At 46.4% G+C, this 14,849-nt stretch carries 15 protein-coding genes and 1 riboswitch; of the genes, 14 read left to right on the top strand and 1 reads right to left on the bottom strand.

The window, feature by feature from the left end:
- Nucleotides 1-147 precede the first annotated feature (147 nt).
- The 3 genes from glmU (at nucleotide 148) to thiT (ending at nucleotide 3,519) form a co-directional block, all read left to right on the top strand.
- Nucleotides 148-1,521, top strand: coding sequence for a bifunctional UDP-N-acetylglucosamine diphosphorylase/glucosamine-1-phosphate N-acetyltransferase GlmU (gene glmU, locus IGI69_RS16370; protein ID WP_438741455.1), 1,374 nt, complete (start codon nucleotides 148-150; stop codon nucleotides 1,519-1,521).
- 115 nt (nucleotides 1,522-1,636) lie between these two features.
- Nucleotides 1,637-2,611, top strand: coding sequence for a ribose-phosphate diphosphokinase (locus tag IGI69_RS16365; protein WP_005230276.1), 975 nt, complete (start codon nucleotides 1,637-1,639; stop codon nucleotides 2,609-2,611).
- A 181-nt stretch (nucleotides 2,612-2,792) separates the two neighbouring features.
- A riboswitch (TPP riboswitch) is annotated at nucleotides 2,793-2,894 on the top strand.
- 52 nt (nucleotides 2,895-2,946) lie between these two features.
- Complete coding sequence (thiT, locus tag IGI69_RS16360) at nucleotides 2,947-3,519, top strand: energy-coupled thiamine transporter ThiT (RefSeq protein WP_081117080.1); 573 nt, start codon at nucleotides 2,947-2,949, stop codon at nucleotides 3,517-3,519.
- A gap of 56 nt (nucleotides 3,520-3,575) precedes the next feature.
- On the opposite strand, the gene IGI69_RS16355 is transcribed toward thiT, so the two are convergent.
- The gene (locus IGI69_RS16355) at nucleotides 3,576-4,364 is read right to left on the bottom strand and encodes a hypothetical protein (RefSeq protein WP_438741453.1); all 789 of its coding nucleotides are present in this window, start codon (nucleotides 4,362-4,364) and stop codon (nucleotides 3,576-3,578) included.
- Between the two features lie 231 nt (nucleotides 4,365-4,595).
- Here IGI69_RS16355 and IGI69_RS16350 point away from each other — a divergent pair, with 231 nt between their 5' ends.
- The 11 genes from IGI69_RS16350 (at nucleotide 4,596) to rsmB (ending at nucleotide 14,844) form a co-directional block, all read left to right on the top strand.
- On the top strand, nucleotides 4,596-5,312 hold the full coding sequence (locus IGI69_RS16350) for a class A sortase (protein WP_438741450.1): 717 nt from the start codon (nucleotides 4,596-4,598) through the stop codon (nucleotides 5,310-5,312).
- 75 nt (nucleotides 5,313-5,387) lie between these two features.
- A complete protein-coding gene (locus IGI69_RS16345) occupies nucleotides 5,388-7,052 on the top strand; it encodes a patatin-like phospholipase family protein (protein ID WP_438741448.1) in 1,665 nt (554 codons plus the stop codon).
- Entirely contained in the window at nucleotides 7,045-7,260 is a 216-nt protein-coding gene (locus IGI69_RS16340) for a YdbC family protein (protein ID WP_005230288.1), read from the top strand. The genes IGI69_RS16345 and IGI69_RS16340 overlap by 8 nt, the downstream gene beginning before the upstream one ends.
- Before the next feature lie 27 nt (nucleotides 7,261-7,287).
- On the top strand, nucleotides 7,288-8,172 hold the full coding sequence (locus IGI69_RS16335; RefSeq protein WP_060791865.1) for a YicC/YloC family endoribonuclease: 885 nt from the start codon (nucleotides 7,288-7,290) through the stop codon (nucleotides 8,170-8,172).
- Between the two features lie 13 nt (nucleotides 8,173-8,185).
- Complete coding sequence (locus tag IGI69_RS16330; RefSeq protein ID WP_005230307.1) at nucleotides 8,186-8,467, top strand: hypothetical protein; 282 nt, start codon at nucleotides 8,186-8,188, stop codon at nucleotides 8,465-8,467.
- A 124-nt stretch (nucleotides 8,468-8,591) separates the two neighbouring features.
- On the top strand, nucleotides 8,592-9,206 hold the full coding sequence (gmk, locus tag IGI69_RS16325; protein ID WP_005230308.1) for a guanylate kinase: 615 nt from the start codon (nucleotides 8,592-8,594) through the stop codon (nucleotides 9,204-9,206).
- A 5-nt stretch (nucleotides 9,207-9,211) separates the two neighbouring features.
- Nucleotides 9,212-9,517 (top strand): DNA-directed RNA polymerase subunit omega, encoded by a 306-nt coding sequence (gene rpoZ, locus IGI69_RS16320; protein ID WP_005232977.1) that lies wholly within the window; start codon nucleotides 9,212-9,214, stop codon nucleotides 9,515-9,517.
- A gap of 128 nt (nucleotides 9,518-9,645) precedes the next feature.
- Complete coding sequence (priA, locus tag IGI69_RS16315) at nucleotides 9,646-12,048, top strand: primosomal protein N' (protein ID WP_087626668.1); 2,403 nt, start codon at nucleotides 9,646-9,648, stop codon at nucleotides 12,046-12,048.
- 10 nt (nucleotides 12,049-12,058) lie between these two features.
- The gene (def, locus tag IGI69_RS16310) at nucleotides 12,059-12,550 is read left to right on the top strand and encodes a peptide deformylase (RefSeq protein WP_005230314.1); all 492 of its coding nucleotides are present in this window, start codon (nucleotides 12,059-12,061) and stop codon (nucleotides 12,548-12,550) included.
- Nucleotides 12,543-13,496, top strand: a complete 954-nt coding sequence (fmt, locus tag IGI69_RS16305) for a methionyl-tRNA formyltransferase (RefSeq protein WP_086338833.1) — start codon at nucleotides 12,543-12,545, stop codon at nucleotides 13,494-13,496. Before def ends, fmt begins: the two co-directional genes overlap by 8 nt.
- Complete coding sequence (gene rsmB / locus IGI69_RS16300) at nucleotides 13,486-14,844, top strand: 16S rRNA (cytosine(967)-C(5))-methyltransferase RsmB (RefSeq protein WP_428210698.1); 1,359 nt, start codon at nucleotides 13,486-13,488, stop codon at nucleotides 14,842-14,844. The genes fmt and rsmB overlap by 11 nt, the downstream gene beginning before the upstream one ends.
- The last annotated feature ends 5 nt before the right edge of the window (nucleotides 14,845-14,849 follow it).

Here is a 14,849-nt window from a genome sequence, read left to right as displayed (position 1 = left end):
TGTTTTTTAAACGGCGGCCGCCAGTCTTTTTTTTGATTGGTCTAGGTGGGGATTCCTTAAATCGTTGAAATTTACAAGTACTTGGGCTAAACTGTTTATAGGAAATTCAATGAACTAAAATCGTTCAGATTGATAGGAGTGGAATACGTGGACGCACGTTTTGCAATAATTTTAGCGGCTGGAAAAGGCACGCGCATGAAATCGAAGTTATATAAAGTGTTACATCCTGTTTGTGGCAAACCAATGGTGGAGCACATCATGAATCGAGTGGTGGAAACAAATCCTGAAGAGATCGTGACGATTGTCGGTCACGGGGCAGAAATGGTCAAAGAGCAACTGGGGGATCGCACCAACTATGCCTTACAAGCCGAACAATTGGGTACTGGCCATGCTGTCGTTCAAGCCGAATCGTTTTTAAAAGGCAAAAAAGGGACGACCTTAGTGATCAGTGGGGATACACCGTTATTGACGACGGAAACCTTGAATAACTTGTTCGATTACCACCAAGGGAAAAATGCGTCGGCGACGATCTTAACGGCGCAAGCGGCAAACCCAACAGGCTATGGACGAATCGTGCGGGATCGTGTCGGTATCGTGGAGAAAATCGTTGAGCAAAAAGATGCGTCGATCGAAGAAGCGCTGATCCAAGAAATCAATACAGGGACGTATTGCTTCGATAATGAATTGTTATTTGACGCCTTGGCAAAATTAGATACGGACAATGCCCAAGGGGAGTACTACTTGACTGATATCATCGAGATCTTAAAGGAAGACGGCAAAATCATCGCTGCTTATCAAACCGAAGATTTTCATGAATCATTAGGAGTCAATGACCGCATCGCCTTAGCCGAAGCCAATCGCTTGATGCGTCAGCGGATCAATCGTCAGCACATGCAAAATGGTGTGACCTTGATCGATCCGGCAACGACTTATATCGACGAAGGTGTTGTGATCGGCTCAGATACTCTGATCGAAGCCGGTGTCACCATCAAAGGGAAGACGACGATCGGAGAAGACTGTGTCATTACGGCAGCTTCTGAAATAGAAGACAGCAAGATCGGCAACCAAGTGACGATCAAGGCATCGACGATCGAGGAGAGCATCATTCATGATGGCGCCGATGTCGGTCCCAATGCCCATCTTCGTCCCCATGCGGAAATTTTGGCCCATGCCCATATCGGGAACTTTGTGGAGGTCAAAAATGCGACGATTGGTGAAGGCACCAAAGTCGGACACTTGTCTTATGTTGGCGATGCGACCTTAGGCAAAAACATCAATGTCGGTTGCGGCGTAGTCTTTGTTAATTATGACGGCAAGAGCAAATTCAAAACGACTGTCGGCGACAATTGCTTTATCGGCTCTGGCTCCAATCTAGTTGCACCATTGACCATTGAAGAGGAAACGATGATCGCTGCTGGCTCAACGATCACCAAAGATATTCCTAAACACAGTATGGCGATTGCCCGCGCCCGTCAGGAAAATAAAGCGGATTACGCGAAAAAGTTGCCTTATCTAAATTAGAAATAGCGAAATGACTTGATTTCTTAAGGAAAAATGACTACTATTTATTAGGAAGAAGATTCTAGTAAAAGGAGTCATTTTTTTCTAGATGAACGCAAAGAAAGTGGAGGTTCTCATGTCAAATCATTATTTTGATCCAAGATTGAAGATTTTTTCTCTGAACTCAAATCGTCCTTTGGCGGAAAAAATCGCAGCTGCAGTAGGTGTTGAATTAGGTAAGTGTTCAGTCAAACAATTTAGCGATGGTGAAATCCAAGTGAATATTGAAGAAAGTATTCGTGGTGCCCACGTCTACGTGATTCAATCAACCAGCAGCCCTGTAAACGATAACTTAATGGAATTGCTGATCATGATCGATGCTTTGAAGCGCGCCAGTGCGAAGACGATCAATGTAGTAATGCCTTATTATGGTTATGCAAGACAAGACCGCAAAGCGCGATCAAGAGAACCAATCACCGCAAAACTTGTAGCAAACATGATCGAAAAAGCCGGTGCGAACCGCATGGTTACACTGGATTTGCATGCCTCACAGATTCAAGGGTTCTTTGATATCCCAGTTGACCACTTGATGGGTGCACCATTGATCGCCAACTACTTCTTGGAAAGAGGCATTCAAGGCGATGACGTCGTCGTCGTTTCACCAGACCACGGGGGCGTGACTCGTGCCCGTAAATTAGCTGAGTTTCTTAAGTCACCAATCGCGATCATCGACAAACGTCGTCCGAAAGCCAACGTAGCAGAAGTCATGAATATCATTGGTCATGTTGAGGGCAAAACTTGTGTCTTGATCGACGATATGATCGATACTGCTGGTACCATCACATTGGCTGCGAATGCGTTGAAACAAGCAGGTGCTAAAAGTGTTTACGCCTCATGTACCCACCCTGTCTTGTCAGGACCTGCCTTGGAACGGATCGAAGATTCTGCCATTGAGCATCTAGTTGTGACAGATTCGATTCACTTGCCAGAAGACCGCAAGTCGAAAAAAATCGATGAGATCAGTGTCGGTGCCTTGATGGGCGAAGCGATCAAACGAATCCATGAGAACAAACCAGTCAGTCCACTGTTTGAATCAAAATTATCAATTTAATCGTGTCTCATAAGCATGAGAACAACAGCCAATGGTCGGTCTTTAGCCCCTCATTGGCTGTTTTTTTCTGAGGAGTTTCAGGATGTTTTTAGAAAAAACGATCGCAGTCATGTTTCTTTTCACCAATTTATGGTATTCTTGAAAGTGACTTGCGAAATGCAAGCAAAAAATAAAATAGAATCTAATCACAAAGGGGAGTCTGCAAAGGCTGAGAATGAGAGTACTCTAAACCCTTCGTACCTGTTTCGATCATGCGAACGTAGGAATTGTGACGAGTTGAAGTGTCCAACACTTCTCCTTTGTGAATTGTGATGATTCTAAAGGAGGAGTTTTTTTTGAAACGAAAAATGTCGCTGCAGGTCTGGACGGAAGGAACGATGATCGCTGCGATTGGGGTCGTCTTGTCGTATATCCCGATCCAGACAGCCAATTCCAGTATCGACTTGTCTCTAGGTCTCGTGCCCTTGGTCTTGTATTCGTATCGTCGCGGGGTGCTGCCGGGAATGACGGCTGGATTTATGTGGGGCTTGCTGAATATTTTGATTGGTAGCGCCATGCGTAACTTTATCACCGTTCCACAGATTATCTTTGAATACCCCTTTGCCTTTGCTTTTGGCGGGATGGGCGGCTTGTTTGCTAATAAAATCCAGCAAGCGATCCGTCAAAACAGCAAAACCGTTACGTGGTATGTCGTCTTAGGGGGCATCGTGGCGGTGATCAGCCGTTGGTTTTGGCATTATTGGGCTGGGGTCTTTGTCTGGGGAATGTACGCACCGAAAGGACAAAGTCCGTATCTGTATTCCTTGATCTTCAATGGGACATCGGTCATTATCAATATCGTTTATGTAGGGGTCGTCCTAGGTCTCTTAGTCAAAGCAGCCCCGAAATTATTTGTGCCTAAAGCTTAGTTTTTTAGAAATGAAATCATAAAAAATGTCTTGATGCTCTTTGAGAAAGAGAAGCATCAAGACATTTTTTTGTCGATAAAGCCAAACGCTAGATCTTCTTGGTCGATTTCCAACGACCAGCTTTTTTTGCTGGCTGAATAGCGTAAAACAGCGATTTGATCCAGCTCTTTTTGATTGACCAGCGTGTTTTTTAAGCCAGCATCTTCTGACAGATAGATCGGGATCGTATAGGTTCTGTCGATCAATTGTTCTTGTGTTAGACAAAAGACGATGCCTTCTTGCATGATTCCCCGCAATTCTTTCAGCAAATTAAAATCGAGCTTTTCCACCGGTGTTGCTTTTTTAAAAAAGGAGAGGCGATCATTGATTTTTTCTAAGGCGATGCGGGTGATCCGATCCGCCAAGATCCGATAATATTCATCTAAATAGCGATAATAAACGCGGGAACGTGCATCTTTTAAGTCAAAGAAAACAAAGTTATTTTGCAGTTTGTAAAAGAAAGGGGAGTGGAGGTGTGTCTTCATGTGGCCAAAATATAACAACTCGGAGATCTCTAAAGGCGTCAATTCTTTGACCATCTCGTAATCATTAAAATCGATCCACTTCATTTCTTCGGCAACACGACCTTTGTTGATCTGCTGAAAAAACAGTTGGACGTCTTCCATTCCGCGTATCACTTTTAAGCCCGTATGACCGTCGAATTCGCCGAAATCACTGGAAGGATCAAGCAAGAGCAAATTCTTGGGCTGATGGACGATGCTCTTGTTAAAATCTTGGGGGGCAAGCCCGCGGGTCAAGACGGCATTGCTGGTTGTATCAATATGTACGTAAATCGTGTTAGACATGCCGATCGATCCCTCCTATATACTAAGTTCATTCTACAACAAAGCGCTGAAAATTGCTTGTATCTTTTCGTTTAAAGTTATATTACAAAATAACAGAAAAAACAATTTTTAAGTTCCCTTTTTCGACAAAAAAAGGCAAATCTTGTCTTTTCGTAAAAAAACTGGCCAAAATTGGCGTCTTTATGAGGATTTTGGTATGATAAAAGAAGAAACTAATGGAGACGAAAACCTATGAGAAAAAAGAAACGCAGACTTTCGAATTGGCTGAGCAATCTCTTTTTGCTTTTGCTGTTATTGATTGGTTTAGCATTGATTTTTAATAATCAAATCAAAAATTATTTTATTAAACAAACAGGTGAAGCATACGCAGTCGGCACCATTGATCGCAGTGATGTGGAAAAAAATATGGAAGCGGAAGCGACCTTTGATTTTGATGCCGTGGAGCCGGCAAGTTCAGAAGCAGTCTTACGGGCGCAGCTGAGCAACAAAGCCTTGCCAGTGATCGGCGGCGTGGCGGTTCCTAGTGTGGGGATCAATCTGCCGATTTTTAAAGGCTTGGCCAACGAGGCCTTGCTGTATGGTGCTGGTACGTTAAGTCCCACCCAAAAAATGGGGGAAGGCAATTACGCACTAGCCAGCCATCGCGCTCAATCGCCAGAGCTTTTGTTTACGCCATTGGATGATGTCGCCATCGGAGCGGCTATCTATGTGACCGATCTGGAAAATATTTACACGTATACCGCGATTTCTTCTGTGCGGGTCGACCCGACCGATGTCTATTTGCTTGACGAAGTGGAAGGCCGTAAAATGATCACGCTGATCACCTGTGGGGAAATGGGCGGTGTCACCCGTCGTGTGATCCAAGGTGATCTGGAATCTGTAACGCCTGTCGACGAAGCAACGGATGAGATGTTGGCGGCATTCAACATGGCACAACGAACATTTTAATCAAAAGAATAGCTCGAGTGGTACGGCAGCTGGCGTGTCATTCGTCTATTCTTTTTTGCTTGAGGAGGCGTCTTGATGAAAGTGAAAAAACTGACTTCGATCGATTTTCTTGCACAAAGGGCAGGATTTCAAGAAAGCCGACTCGTCTTTTCCTTTTTTGAGTCGCATTCAAAAGCGCGACGAGGCTTTCTAGCCGATATAGCGCAGCAGGGCTGGCAGATCGACAGCCGTTACGGACGTCTTTACCTTGCTGGGCAGTTTGATTTTGACCAAAAGACACTGACTATCACCAATCTGCTGGTGGAAGCAGCCGCCGATTTTACTTGGAAACAACTGCTAGCCGTGACAGAAAGCTTTGCCCGCAGTCGTTTTGTAGCAGCTGTCTTGTGGCAGCTTCCTCATCGGCCCCCCTTGGCTGAGTGGTTTATCCAGCAAGGGTATCAGGTGGTCCCTCAAGGGTATCAAAGAGCGCTAGCTTATCAGACGGCGCTGGTTTTAGGCGGTGGCGGTGCTCACGGGGCGTATCAAATCGGTGTTTGGCAAGCGCTGCAAGAACGGGGCATCACCTTTGAATGGATCACGGGAACTTCCGTCGGTGCCTTGAATGGCGCCTTGATTTTAATGAACGATGTGGAAGCGGCCGTCGATTTATGGGCAAATATCTCTAACGAGCAAGTATTGCACTATCCGCTTGCTTCGGTACGTGCCCAAACACTGCGGGATTTGATGAATCAAGCCAACTCGCTGGTCCGTGAAGCGGTCAAAAGCAACGGCGCCAGTACCGAACCCTTGGCAAAGCTTTTGCAAAAGACCTTTGATCAAGAAAAATTCAGCCAAACTGCTTGTCGTTTGCTGATCTGTACGACTCGTCTGCCCGATTTCAAGGAGACAGTTTATGCCTTTGATCCATCTGCAGTAGAGGAAAATCTGCATTGGTTGTTGGCATCCGCTTCATTTTATCCAGCGATGCAGGCGCAAAAAATCAATGATACCTATTATATCGATGGCGGCTATCGCAATAACCTGCCCATCGATGTCGCTGTCCAGCAATGGGCAACGGAATGTATCACCGTGGATGTCCAAGGACCCGGCATTAATAAAAGGACGGTTGTGACGGAAGAAACTGCGCAGCTTTCGTTAGGGTCTCCTTGGTCCTTAGGCAGCTTTTTGGTTTTTGATGCCCAGCGCTCAATGGATAATATGACCTTAGGCTATTTGGAAACCTTGAAAGTGTTCGGCAAATACCAAGGCCATTGGTATACCTTTGAAAAGACGGTTGATTTTCAGCCGTTATGGCGGGGCTTTTTGAAAGAGCTGCGCCAGACAGACCCGTTGCTTTATCAGGAACTAAAGAAAAAAGAATTTTGGAAAAAAATGCGTAAATTCTATCAACAGGATGTGCCATTTGAGCAGTGGGGGCGTATACTGATAGAGTGTACCGCGAAAGTATTGTATCTAGCGCCTACGGTGATTTATGAGCAGGAAACGATGCTAACGGCTTTAGCTGAGAAAATTGCGCTAAAGGCAGTGGAAGAAGCCGAAGCCTGGTCGATCACCGAGTGGCTGAGTTATTATCGCGACCGTTTTTTTGTCTTGTCCGAGCAAAACCGCTTTTTCTTTTTTTATCGGACGCAGCAATTGAATCTGCCCGCCCTTCAGCAGATTCGTCGGCGTTACCCGCTGACTGCTTTAATGGCAGCGTATAGTCACTATCTTTTGAAAGGAGCAGAAAATGGATAAATTTTCGTATGAAATCGTTGAAGAGATCGCCGTGCTTTCGGAAAATCAAAGAGGCTGGCGCAAAGAATTGAATTTGGTGAGCTGGAATGGGCGTCCGCCAAAATTTGATCTGAGAGATTGGGGCCCAGAGCACGAGAAGATGGGCAAAGGCGTGACCTTATCCAATGAAGAATTTGCAGAACTTAAAAAAGCCCTGCTTTCCATGTAAGAAAGCAAAGCGGTGAGGAGTGATCAAATGAAAAGTATGACTGGTTTTGGCAAAGGCAGTGCAGAAACGCCAGATGTGCAGATCGAAATTGAGATCAAAAGTGTCAATCAGCGCTTTTTGGACCTGCAGCTGCGAATGCCCAAACAATTGAATCCTCTAGAAGGTGCTTTACGGCAGTCGATCAAGCAGACCCTCCAGCGAGGACGAATCGAATTGTATGTGACTTTAAAAGAAAAAACCGCAAATACGAAACAGATCGAGATCCAATGGGACTTGCTGGAACGTTTCATGCAGGAAATCGATACCGAAGCCAAAGACCGTTTTGACCTAGCAGAGCTGCCAAAAGCAGCATTGCTAGAACAATTCCTGCTCCATGAGGCCTTTCTAACGATCTCGGATCAAGAGCCAGAAGAAAGCACCTTGGCCGATGGCGTGATGGAAGCATTAGATCAAGCGCTGGCAGCGATCGATCAAAGCCGCTGGGTGGAAGGGCAAGGTATTCTGCAGATCTTGCAAGAAAACCAGCGACAGCTGCAGGAAAAGCTGACAGAACTCAAACAATTCGTGGGCCTCTATGAGGCGGACTACCAAGAGCGCTTTGAAAAGAAACTGACTGCTTATTTAGGGGAAGAAGTCGATCGCGATCGTTTACTGACAGAGTTAGCGATTTTATTAGAACGCGGCGATATCCACGAAGAACTGGATCGTTTAAGTATCCATTTAACGACGATGACGGAGCTGCTGGCAGCTGAGACACCGATAGGTCGAGAGCTGGATTTCTTGATCCAAGAGATGAACCGAGAAGTCAATACGATTGGCTCAAAATCAAGTCCGATCCAAATCAAAAACAGTGTCGTCCAAATGAAGACGATCATTGAAAAAATCAGAGAACAAGTTCAAAACATCGAGTAGGAGGAATGAACCAATGAAATATTACGATATCACCTTTCACGAACTAAGCGGAAAAAATGTCATCAAGCGCAGTATTCCTTCTGACAAAGAGAATTTCTCTGCGTGGGAAGATGCTTGCGTAGCCATCGAGCCAGATTTTCTCCATCTATTAGTTGATGGCGTAGCTGTTTCTTTAAATCGTCGGTACATCGTACGTATCGATTGCCAAGAAGTGACGGATCCTACTGAAAAAGCGATCACCGCTAAAGACGAATTGGCAGGGGTCATCAATACCTTAAGCAACATGGGCTTTTAAGAAAGCGGCCGAAGTGTAGACTAGCAATTTCATGAAATTCCCATTATAATAAAGTAGTTCTTGAAAGTTGCTGAAAAAAAGTGCAAAATAGACGTTAAGCAAATGTCAGTGAAAGGACGTCATTATGTCAGAGCGAGGATTACTTATAGTTTTATCAGGACCTTCCGGAGTAGGGAAAGGGACCGTGCGCAAAGCAATTTTTGAGAGTGACGACAACGATTTTCAATATTCCGTTTCAATGACCACTCGTCAAAAACGCGAGGGGGAAGTGGAAGGGGTCGATTACTATTTCCGCACGCGTGAAGAATTTGAAGCCTTGATCGAAGCCGGTGAAATGCTGGAATACGCCGAATATGTCGGCAATTATTATGGAACCCCATTATCTTATGTCCAACAGACACTGGATCAAGGAAAAGATGTGTTTTTAGAGATCGAAGTGCAAGGGGCAAAACAAGTAAAAGACAAAGTTCCCGATGGTGTGTTTATTTTTCTGACGCCACCTGATCTGGCAGAATTACGCTCTCGTATTACAGGAAGAGGAACCGACTCTGCCGAAGTGATCGATGAACGGATGCGTGTCGCCCGTGAAGAAATCGAAATGATGGCTTTGTATGATTATGCCGTTGTCAATGATGAAGTACCTAAGGCAGTCCAACGAATTCGCGAAATTATTTCGAGTGAACATTTTCGCGTTGACCGAGTGATCGGAACCTATATCAAAATGTTAGAGGAGCTGTAAGAAATATGATGTTAAAACCTTCAATCGATTCTTTGTTGGATCGTGTCAATTCAAAATATTCATTAGTGATCTTAGCAAGCAAACGGGCGCATGAACTTGATGCCGGTGCGCAAGCAACACTAGAAAACTTTGATTCAGTGAAAAGTGTGGGTCAAGCACTTGAAGAAATCGAAGCGGAATTAGTCGTTAATGATCCGCATCCAGAAATCAAGCGTGCCCGCTTGAAAATGGAACAAGAAGAGCGCAAAGCGCAAAAAGACCAAGAACAAAAAGAATTAGAAGCGCGTATCCGCGACGAACAAAAGCTATAGACAAAAGCAAGCTAGAGCACGCCTGTGTTCTGGCTTTTTCTTTTGAATGATGATGGTTAAATTTTTGTAAGGGGTACAGACAAACCCCCACCCATTTAGTAAAATAGAACCTAAAAGGAGGAGAAGAAATGGCGTACATAGCAGAAGTGATCGTGGATGTTCCCACGATGCAGACCGATCAGCCTTTTACCTATCTGATCCCATCAGAATTACAAGCCGCCATTGAGACAGGGATGCGGGTCGAAGTGCCATTTGGCAAGGGCGACCGCCATATCCAAGGGTTCGTCGTCGGCCTTTCAGAAGTTGCCGAACCGCAGCAGACCTTAAAACCAATCGTTCGTTTGTTGGATTTGTCGCCTGTCGTCAATGAAGAACTTCTCCAATTAGCCGACTACATGAAGGAAACGACCTTTGCCTTTAAGATCACTTGCTTGCAGACGATGCTGCCTAGTGTGATGAAAGCCGAGTACCAAAAGCAGATCGTTTTGCTGGAAGGAAATCATCCCATCAAAGAATATTTTCCCGAAAACGGCATCCTCAGCTGGCAAGACGCCGAAAGTGCAGGGCTGTTGCCGCAGTTGAAGCCTTTGCGGGAAGCCGCAGTAGTTGAATTGCAGTATCTCGTGAAAAATAAAAACAAAGCGAAAATGACCCGTTACATTGAACGCAAGATCGATCCAGCAGAAATCCCCGCCGTCCAGCAACAGCTACGCAAAGGGGCCAAACGCAAGCTGGAAATCTTACAGATTTTGACAGAGGAAGCCCGCTTGCCGGTTTCCTTTTTTACCGAACAAGGGATTTCCACCGCGGCTTTGAACCAAGCGCAAGAAGCTGGCTGGCTGACCTTTACGGAAGTTGAAGCCTACCGTGATCCTTACAAAGACCGTCAATTTCAAAAAACGGTCCCCCTTGAATTAAATGAAGAACAGGCAGCTGCAGTAGCGCAAATCACTGCATGTGCGGATAACCAAGAGGCACAGACCTTTTTACTGGAAGGGATCACTGGCAGTGGAAAAACAGAAGTCTACCTGCAAGCGATCGCCCAATTGCTGAAACAAGGCAAAACCGCGATCATGCTCGTGCCAGAAATCGCGTTGACCCCGCAAATGGTCGAACGCTTTAAAAGCCGTCTCGGCGACGCAGTGGCTGTTTTACACAGCGGCTTGTCCCAAGGTGAAAAATACGATGAATGGCGTAAGATCGAACGTGGGGAGGCGCAGGTGGTGGTTGGCGCCCGCTCGGCGATTTTTGCTCCGTTGAAAAACATCGGGGTCATCATCGTCGATGAGGAGCACGAAGCCTCCTACAAGCAAGATGAAGCCCCTCGTTACCATGCGAGAGATTTAGCGATTTGGCGCAGCCAGTACCATCACTGTCCAGTGGTGTTAGGCAGTGCGACGCCGTCATTGGAATCTCGTGCTCGGGCGCAAAAAGAAGTCTACCGCTTATTGAAATTGAATCAGCGGGCAAAAACCAGTGCGCAATTACCGCAGATCGAAGTCGTGGATATGCGTACCGAATTTGCCAACAAAAAGTATCAAACCTTTTCTCGTCCGTTACAGGAAAAAATTACAGACCGCTTGGCCCGCAAAGAACAGATCGTCTTGCTGCTGAATCGGCGCGGCTACTCTTCCTTCGTGATGTGCCGCGATTGTGGGTATGTTTTGCCTTGCCCAAATTGCGACATCTCCTTGACGCTGCATATGGATACCAAAACGATGCGCTGTCATTATTGCGGACATGAAGAACACATCCCCCATCGTTGCCCCAACTGCAATGCAGACAAGATTCGGTATTACGGAACGGGCACGCAAAAAGTGGAAGAAGAGTTGAAAGAACTGTTTCCCGAAGCGCGGGTCTTACGGATGGATGTCGATACCACCCGCAAAAAAGGCGCCCATGAAAAAATCTTGACCTTGTTTGGGGAGAAAAAAGCGGATATTTTGTTAGGGACTCAAATGATCGCCAAAGGCTTGGATTTCCCTGATATCACACTGGTAGGGGTCTTGAATGCCGATACCGCCTTGAATTTGCCAGATTTTCGTTCGAGTGAACGGACGTTCCAGCTGTTGACTCAGGTCAGTGGTCGGGCAGGTCGGGCAGAAAAAACCGGCGAAGTGGTGATTCAAACATTCAACCCTGAGCACTACGCTATCCAATTGGCGCAGTCGCAAGATTACGAAGATTTCTATCAAAAAGAGATGTGGATGCGGCACCAAAGCGGCTATCCACCGTATTATTTCACCGTCAAAATCACCTGCAGTCATCCCGAAGAGCAAGTCGCAGCTCAGAAGATGTTTGCGATCGCGCGGGATCTGCAGCAGGAGCTGTCACCACAAAGTATTTTGTTGGGTCCGGCACCCAGTGCGATTTTACGGGTGAAAAACCGTTATTACTACCAATTGATCATTAAATACAAAAATGAACCGCAGCTACCTGCTTTGTTGACCCGTCTGTTGGATCAAAGTCAAATCGATCAGCGCAAAGGATTGTACGTGTCGATTGACCAAGAGCCGTTGAATTTTATTTAGAGGAGAAAATATGCGTTATCCTATTATTATCACCCCCGATGAACGTCTTCGTCGGCAAGCAAAACCCGTCAAAGTAATTACCGATGAGCTCGTTCAGCTACTAGACGACCTTTATGAAACGATGGTCGCCCACGATGGGATCGGTATTGCCGCACCGCAAGTCGGCAAAAACCTGCAAGTGGCGATCGTGGAAGTCGAAGAAGACGACCGCTTTGAAATGATCAACCCTGAGATCATCGCTTCTTCTGGTGAATCCCTTGATGTGGAAGGCTGCTTGAGTATTCCCCACACCTTTGGGACCGTCAAACGAGCAGACGAGATCACTGTCCGCTATTTCGACCGAGAAGGAGAGGAAATGGAAGTGGAAGCATTCGGCTACTTGGCGCGTGCGATGCAGCATGAGATCGATCATTTAAATGGCGTGCTGTTTGTCGACAAGCTCGTCGAACGCATTCCTGAAGAAGACTTAGAAAAGTATATGGAGGAACATGAAAATGACTAAAATCGTCTTTATGGGTACCCCGGCGTTTTCCGTCCCAATTTTAGAAGGCTTGCTTGAAGCTGGCTATGAAGTGGCAGCAGTCGTGACCCAGCCGGATCGTCCCGTCGGTCGCAAAAAAACCATCACTCCGACCCCCGTTAAAGAAGCGGCGATGAAGCATGGCTTGTTGGTTTTACAACCAGAAAAAATCAGTGGGTCACCAGAAATGGAGCAGATTCAAGCTTTAGCACCTGATCTGCTGATCACGGCAGCTTTCGGCCAATTTTTACCTAGTGCTTTACTAGAAGTACCAAAGCATGGCGCTATCAACGTTCATGCGTCCCTACTGCCGAAATACCGTGGCGGGGCTCCTGTGCATTATGCCATCATGGAAGGGGAGCAAGAAACGGGTGTAACCATCATGGAAATGATCAAAAAAATGGATGCTGGCGGTATTTTTGCTCAAGCTCGTTTGCCGATCACGGCCCAAGATGATGTGGGAACGATGTTTGATAAGTTGAGCCTATTAGGCAAAGACTTGCTGCTGGAAACTGTGCCGAAAATCTTGTCGGGAGAGCTGCAGCCTGTCCCGCAAGAAGAAGCAAAAGTCACCTTTTCACCAAATATCAGCCGTGAACAAGAAGCCATCGACTGGCAGAAAACGGCGGTGCAAATCGATGCCCAAGTCCGAGGCATGCGACCATGGCCGATCGCCTTTACGACACAAAATGGCAACCGCTGGAAACTTTGGCAAGTAACACCGCTGGAGCAAACGACGACAGCCGAACCAGGAACGATCATTGAACGGACGAAAAAAACGTTGCTGATCGCTTGTGGGGAAGGCACGGTATTGGCTATCGATGAATTGCAGCCAGCTGGAAAAGGCCGACAAGACATTGCCGCATTCTTAAACGGCAGTGGACAACAGATTCAAAAAGGGGATCAGGTAGGTACCTATGAAGCGTAATCTTGGAGACATACAATATACAGTGCGCTTTGTGGCACTAGAAGCGTTGTTGCGAATCGAAAAAGGCGGCGCTTATTCCAATCTACTGCTGCGGGAATTGATGAATCAAGGGCGTTTAAATGACAAAGACGGTCGCTTACTGACTGAATTGGTGTACGGCACCATCAGTCGTCAGCTTTTATTGGATTATTATTTGGATCGGTTTATTAAAAATGCCCGCAAAGTCGACCCGTGGGTCAAAACGCTGCTGCGGCTTTCCTTGTATCAGATGCTGTATCTCGATAAAGTACCCGCCCATGCCATCATTCATGAAGCCGTGGATATTGCGAAAGCCAAAGGCAATCCGGGAACTGGAAAATTCGTCAATGGTGTCCTGCGCACGATCCAACGACAAGGAGTGCCAGACTTGGCATTGATCAAAGACCCAATGGAACGTTTAGCAACGGAAATCAGTTTGCCCCTGTGGCTAACGAAGAAACTAGTCAAACAAATTGGGATCGAAGAAACCAATGAGCTGGGCTATGCCCTATTTGAACCCAATCATGCCAGTGGTCGTATCGATCTGCAGCGCATCTCGCAAGCAGCAGCGATCGAACGGCTACAAGAAGAAGGCATCGACGCACGACCAAGTGAGCTTTCCCCCTATGGGGTTGTGGCTGACAAAGGCTTTATGGCGGGCTCGTCCCTCTACAAAGAAGGTTTACTGACGATCCAAGATGAAAGTTCGATGCTGGTTGCCCCCGTTTTACAAGTAGCCCGAGACCATCAAGTACTGGATGCCTGCGCAGCACCAGGAGGCAAAACGACCCATATCGCTGCCTTCTTGTCTGCCGCAGAGGGCGGCAAAGTGACAGCATTGGATATCCATGCCCATAAGGTTAAGCTGATTCAGCAAAATGCCCAACGTTTAGGCGTCGAAGCAGTTGTGGAGACCCGCGTGATGGATGCGCGGGAGACGGCTCAAACCTTTGCACCCGAACAATTTGATCGCATCTTAGTGGATGCCCCTTGTTCTGGATTAGGGTTGATGCGCCGTAAACCGGACATCAAATACAGCAAGACGGAAGCCGATTTCCAACGCTTGCCGCAGATTCAGCGAGAGATTTTGGAAAGTGCCGCCCCAACCCTGAAAAAATCGGGTATAATGGTCTACAGCACATGCACGATTCTAGCGGAAGAAAATCAACAAGTCGTGGCAGCGTTTCTCGCTGACCATCCTGAATTTGAGCAAATGCCTCTTGCGGTAGGACCGCTGGCAGCCGAAGCGGTTCAAGAGGATATGTTGACGATCTATCCGCAAGATTTTATGACAGATGGCTTTTTTATCAGTTGTCTACGCAAAAAGTAACGAGG

The organism is Enterococcus sp. DIV1083b (assembly GCF_051713705.1).
Taxonomy (GTDB): Bacteria; Bacillota; Bacilli; order Lactobacillales; family Enterococcaceae; genus Enterococcus_D; species Enterococcus_D casseliflavus.
Note: the sequence above shows the minus strand (reverse complement) of the source record. Positions and strands in the feature narration are given on the sequence as shown.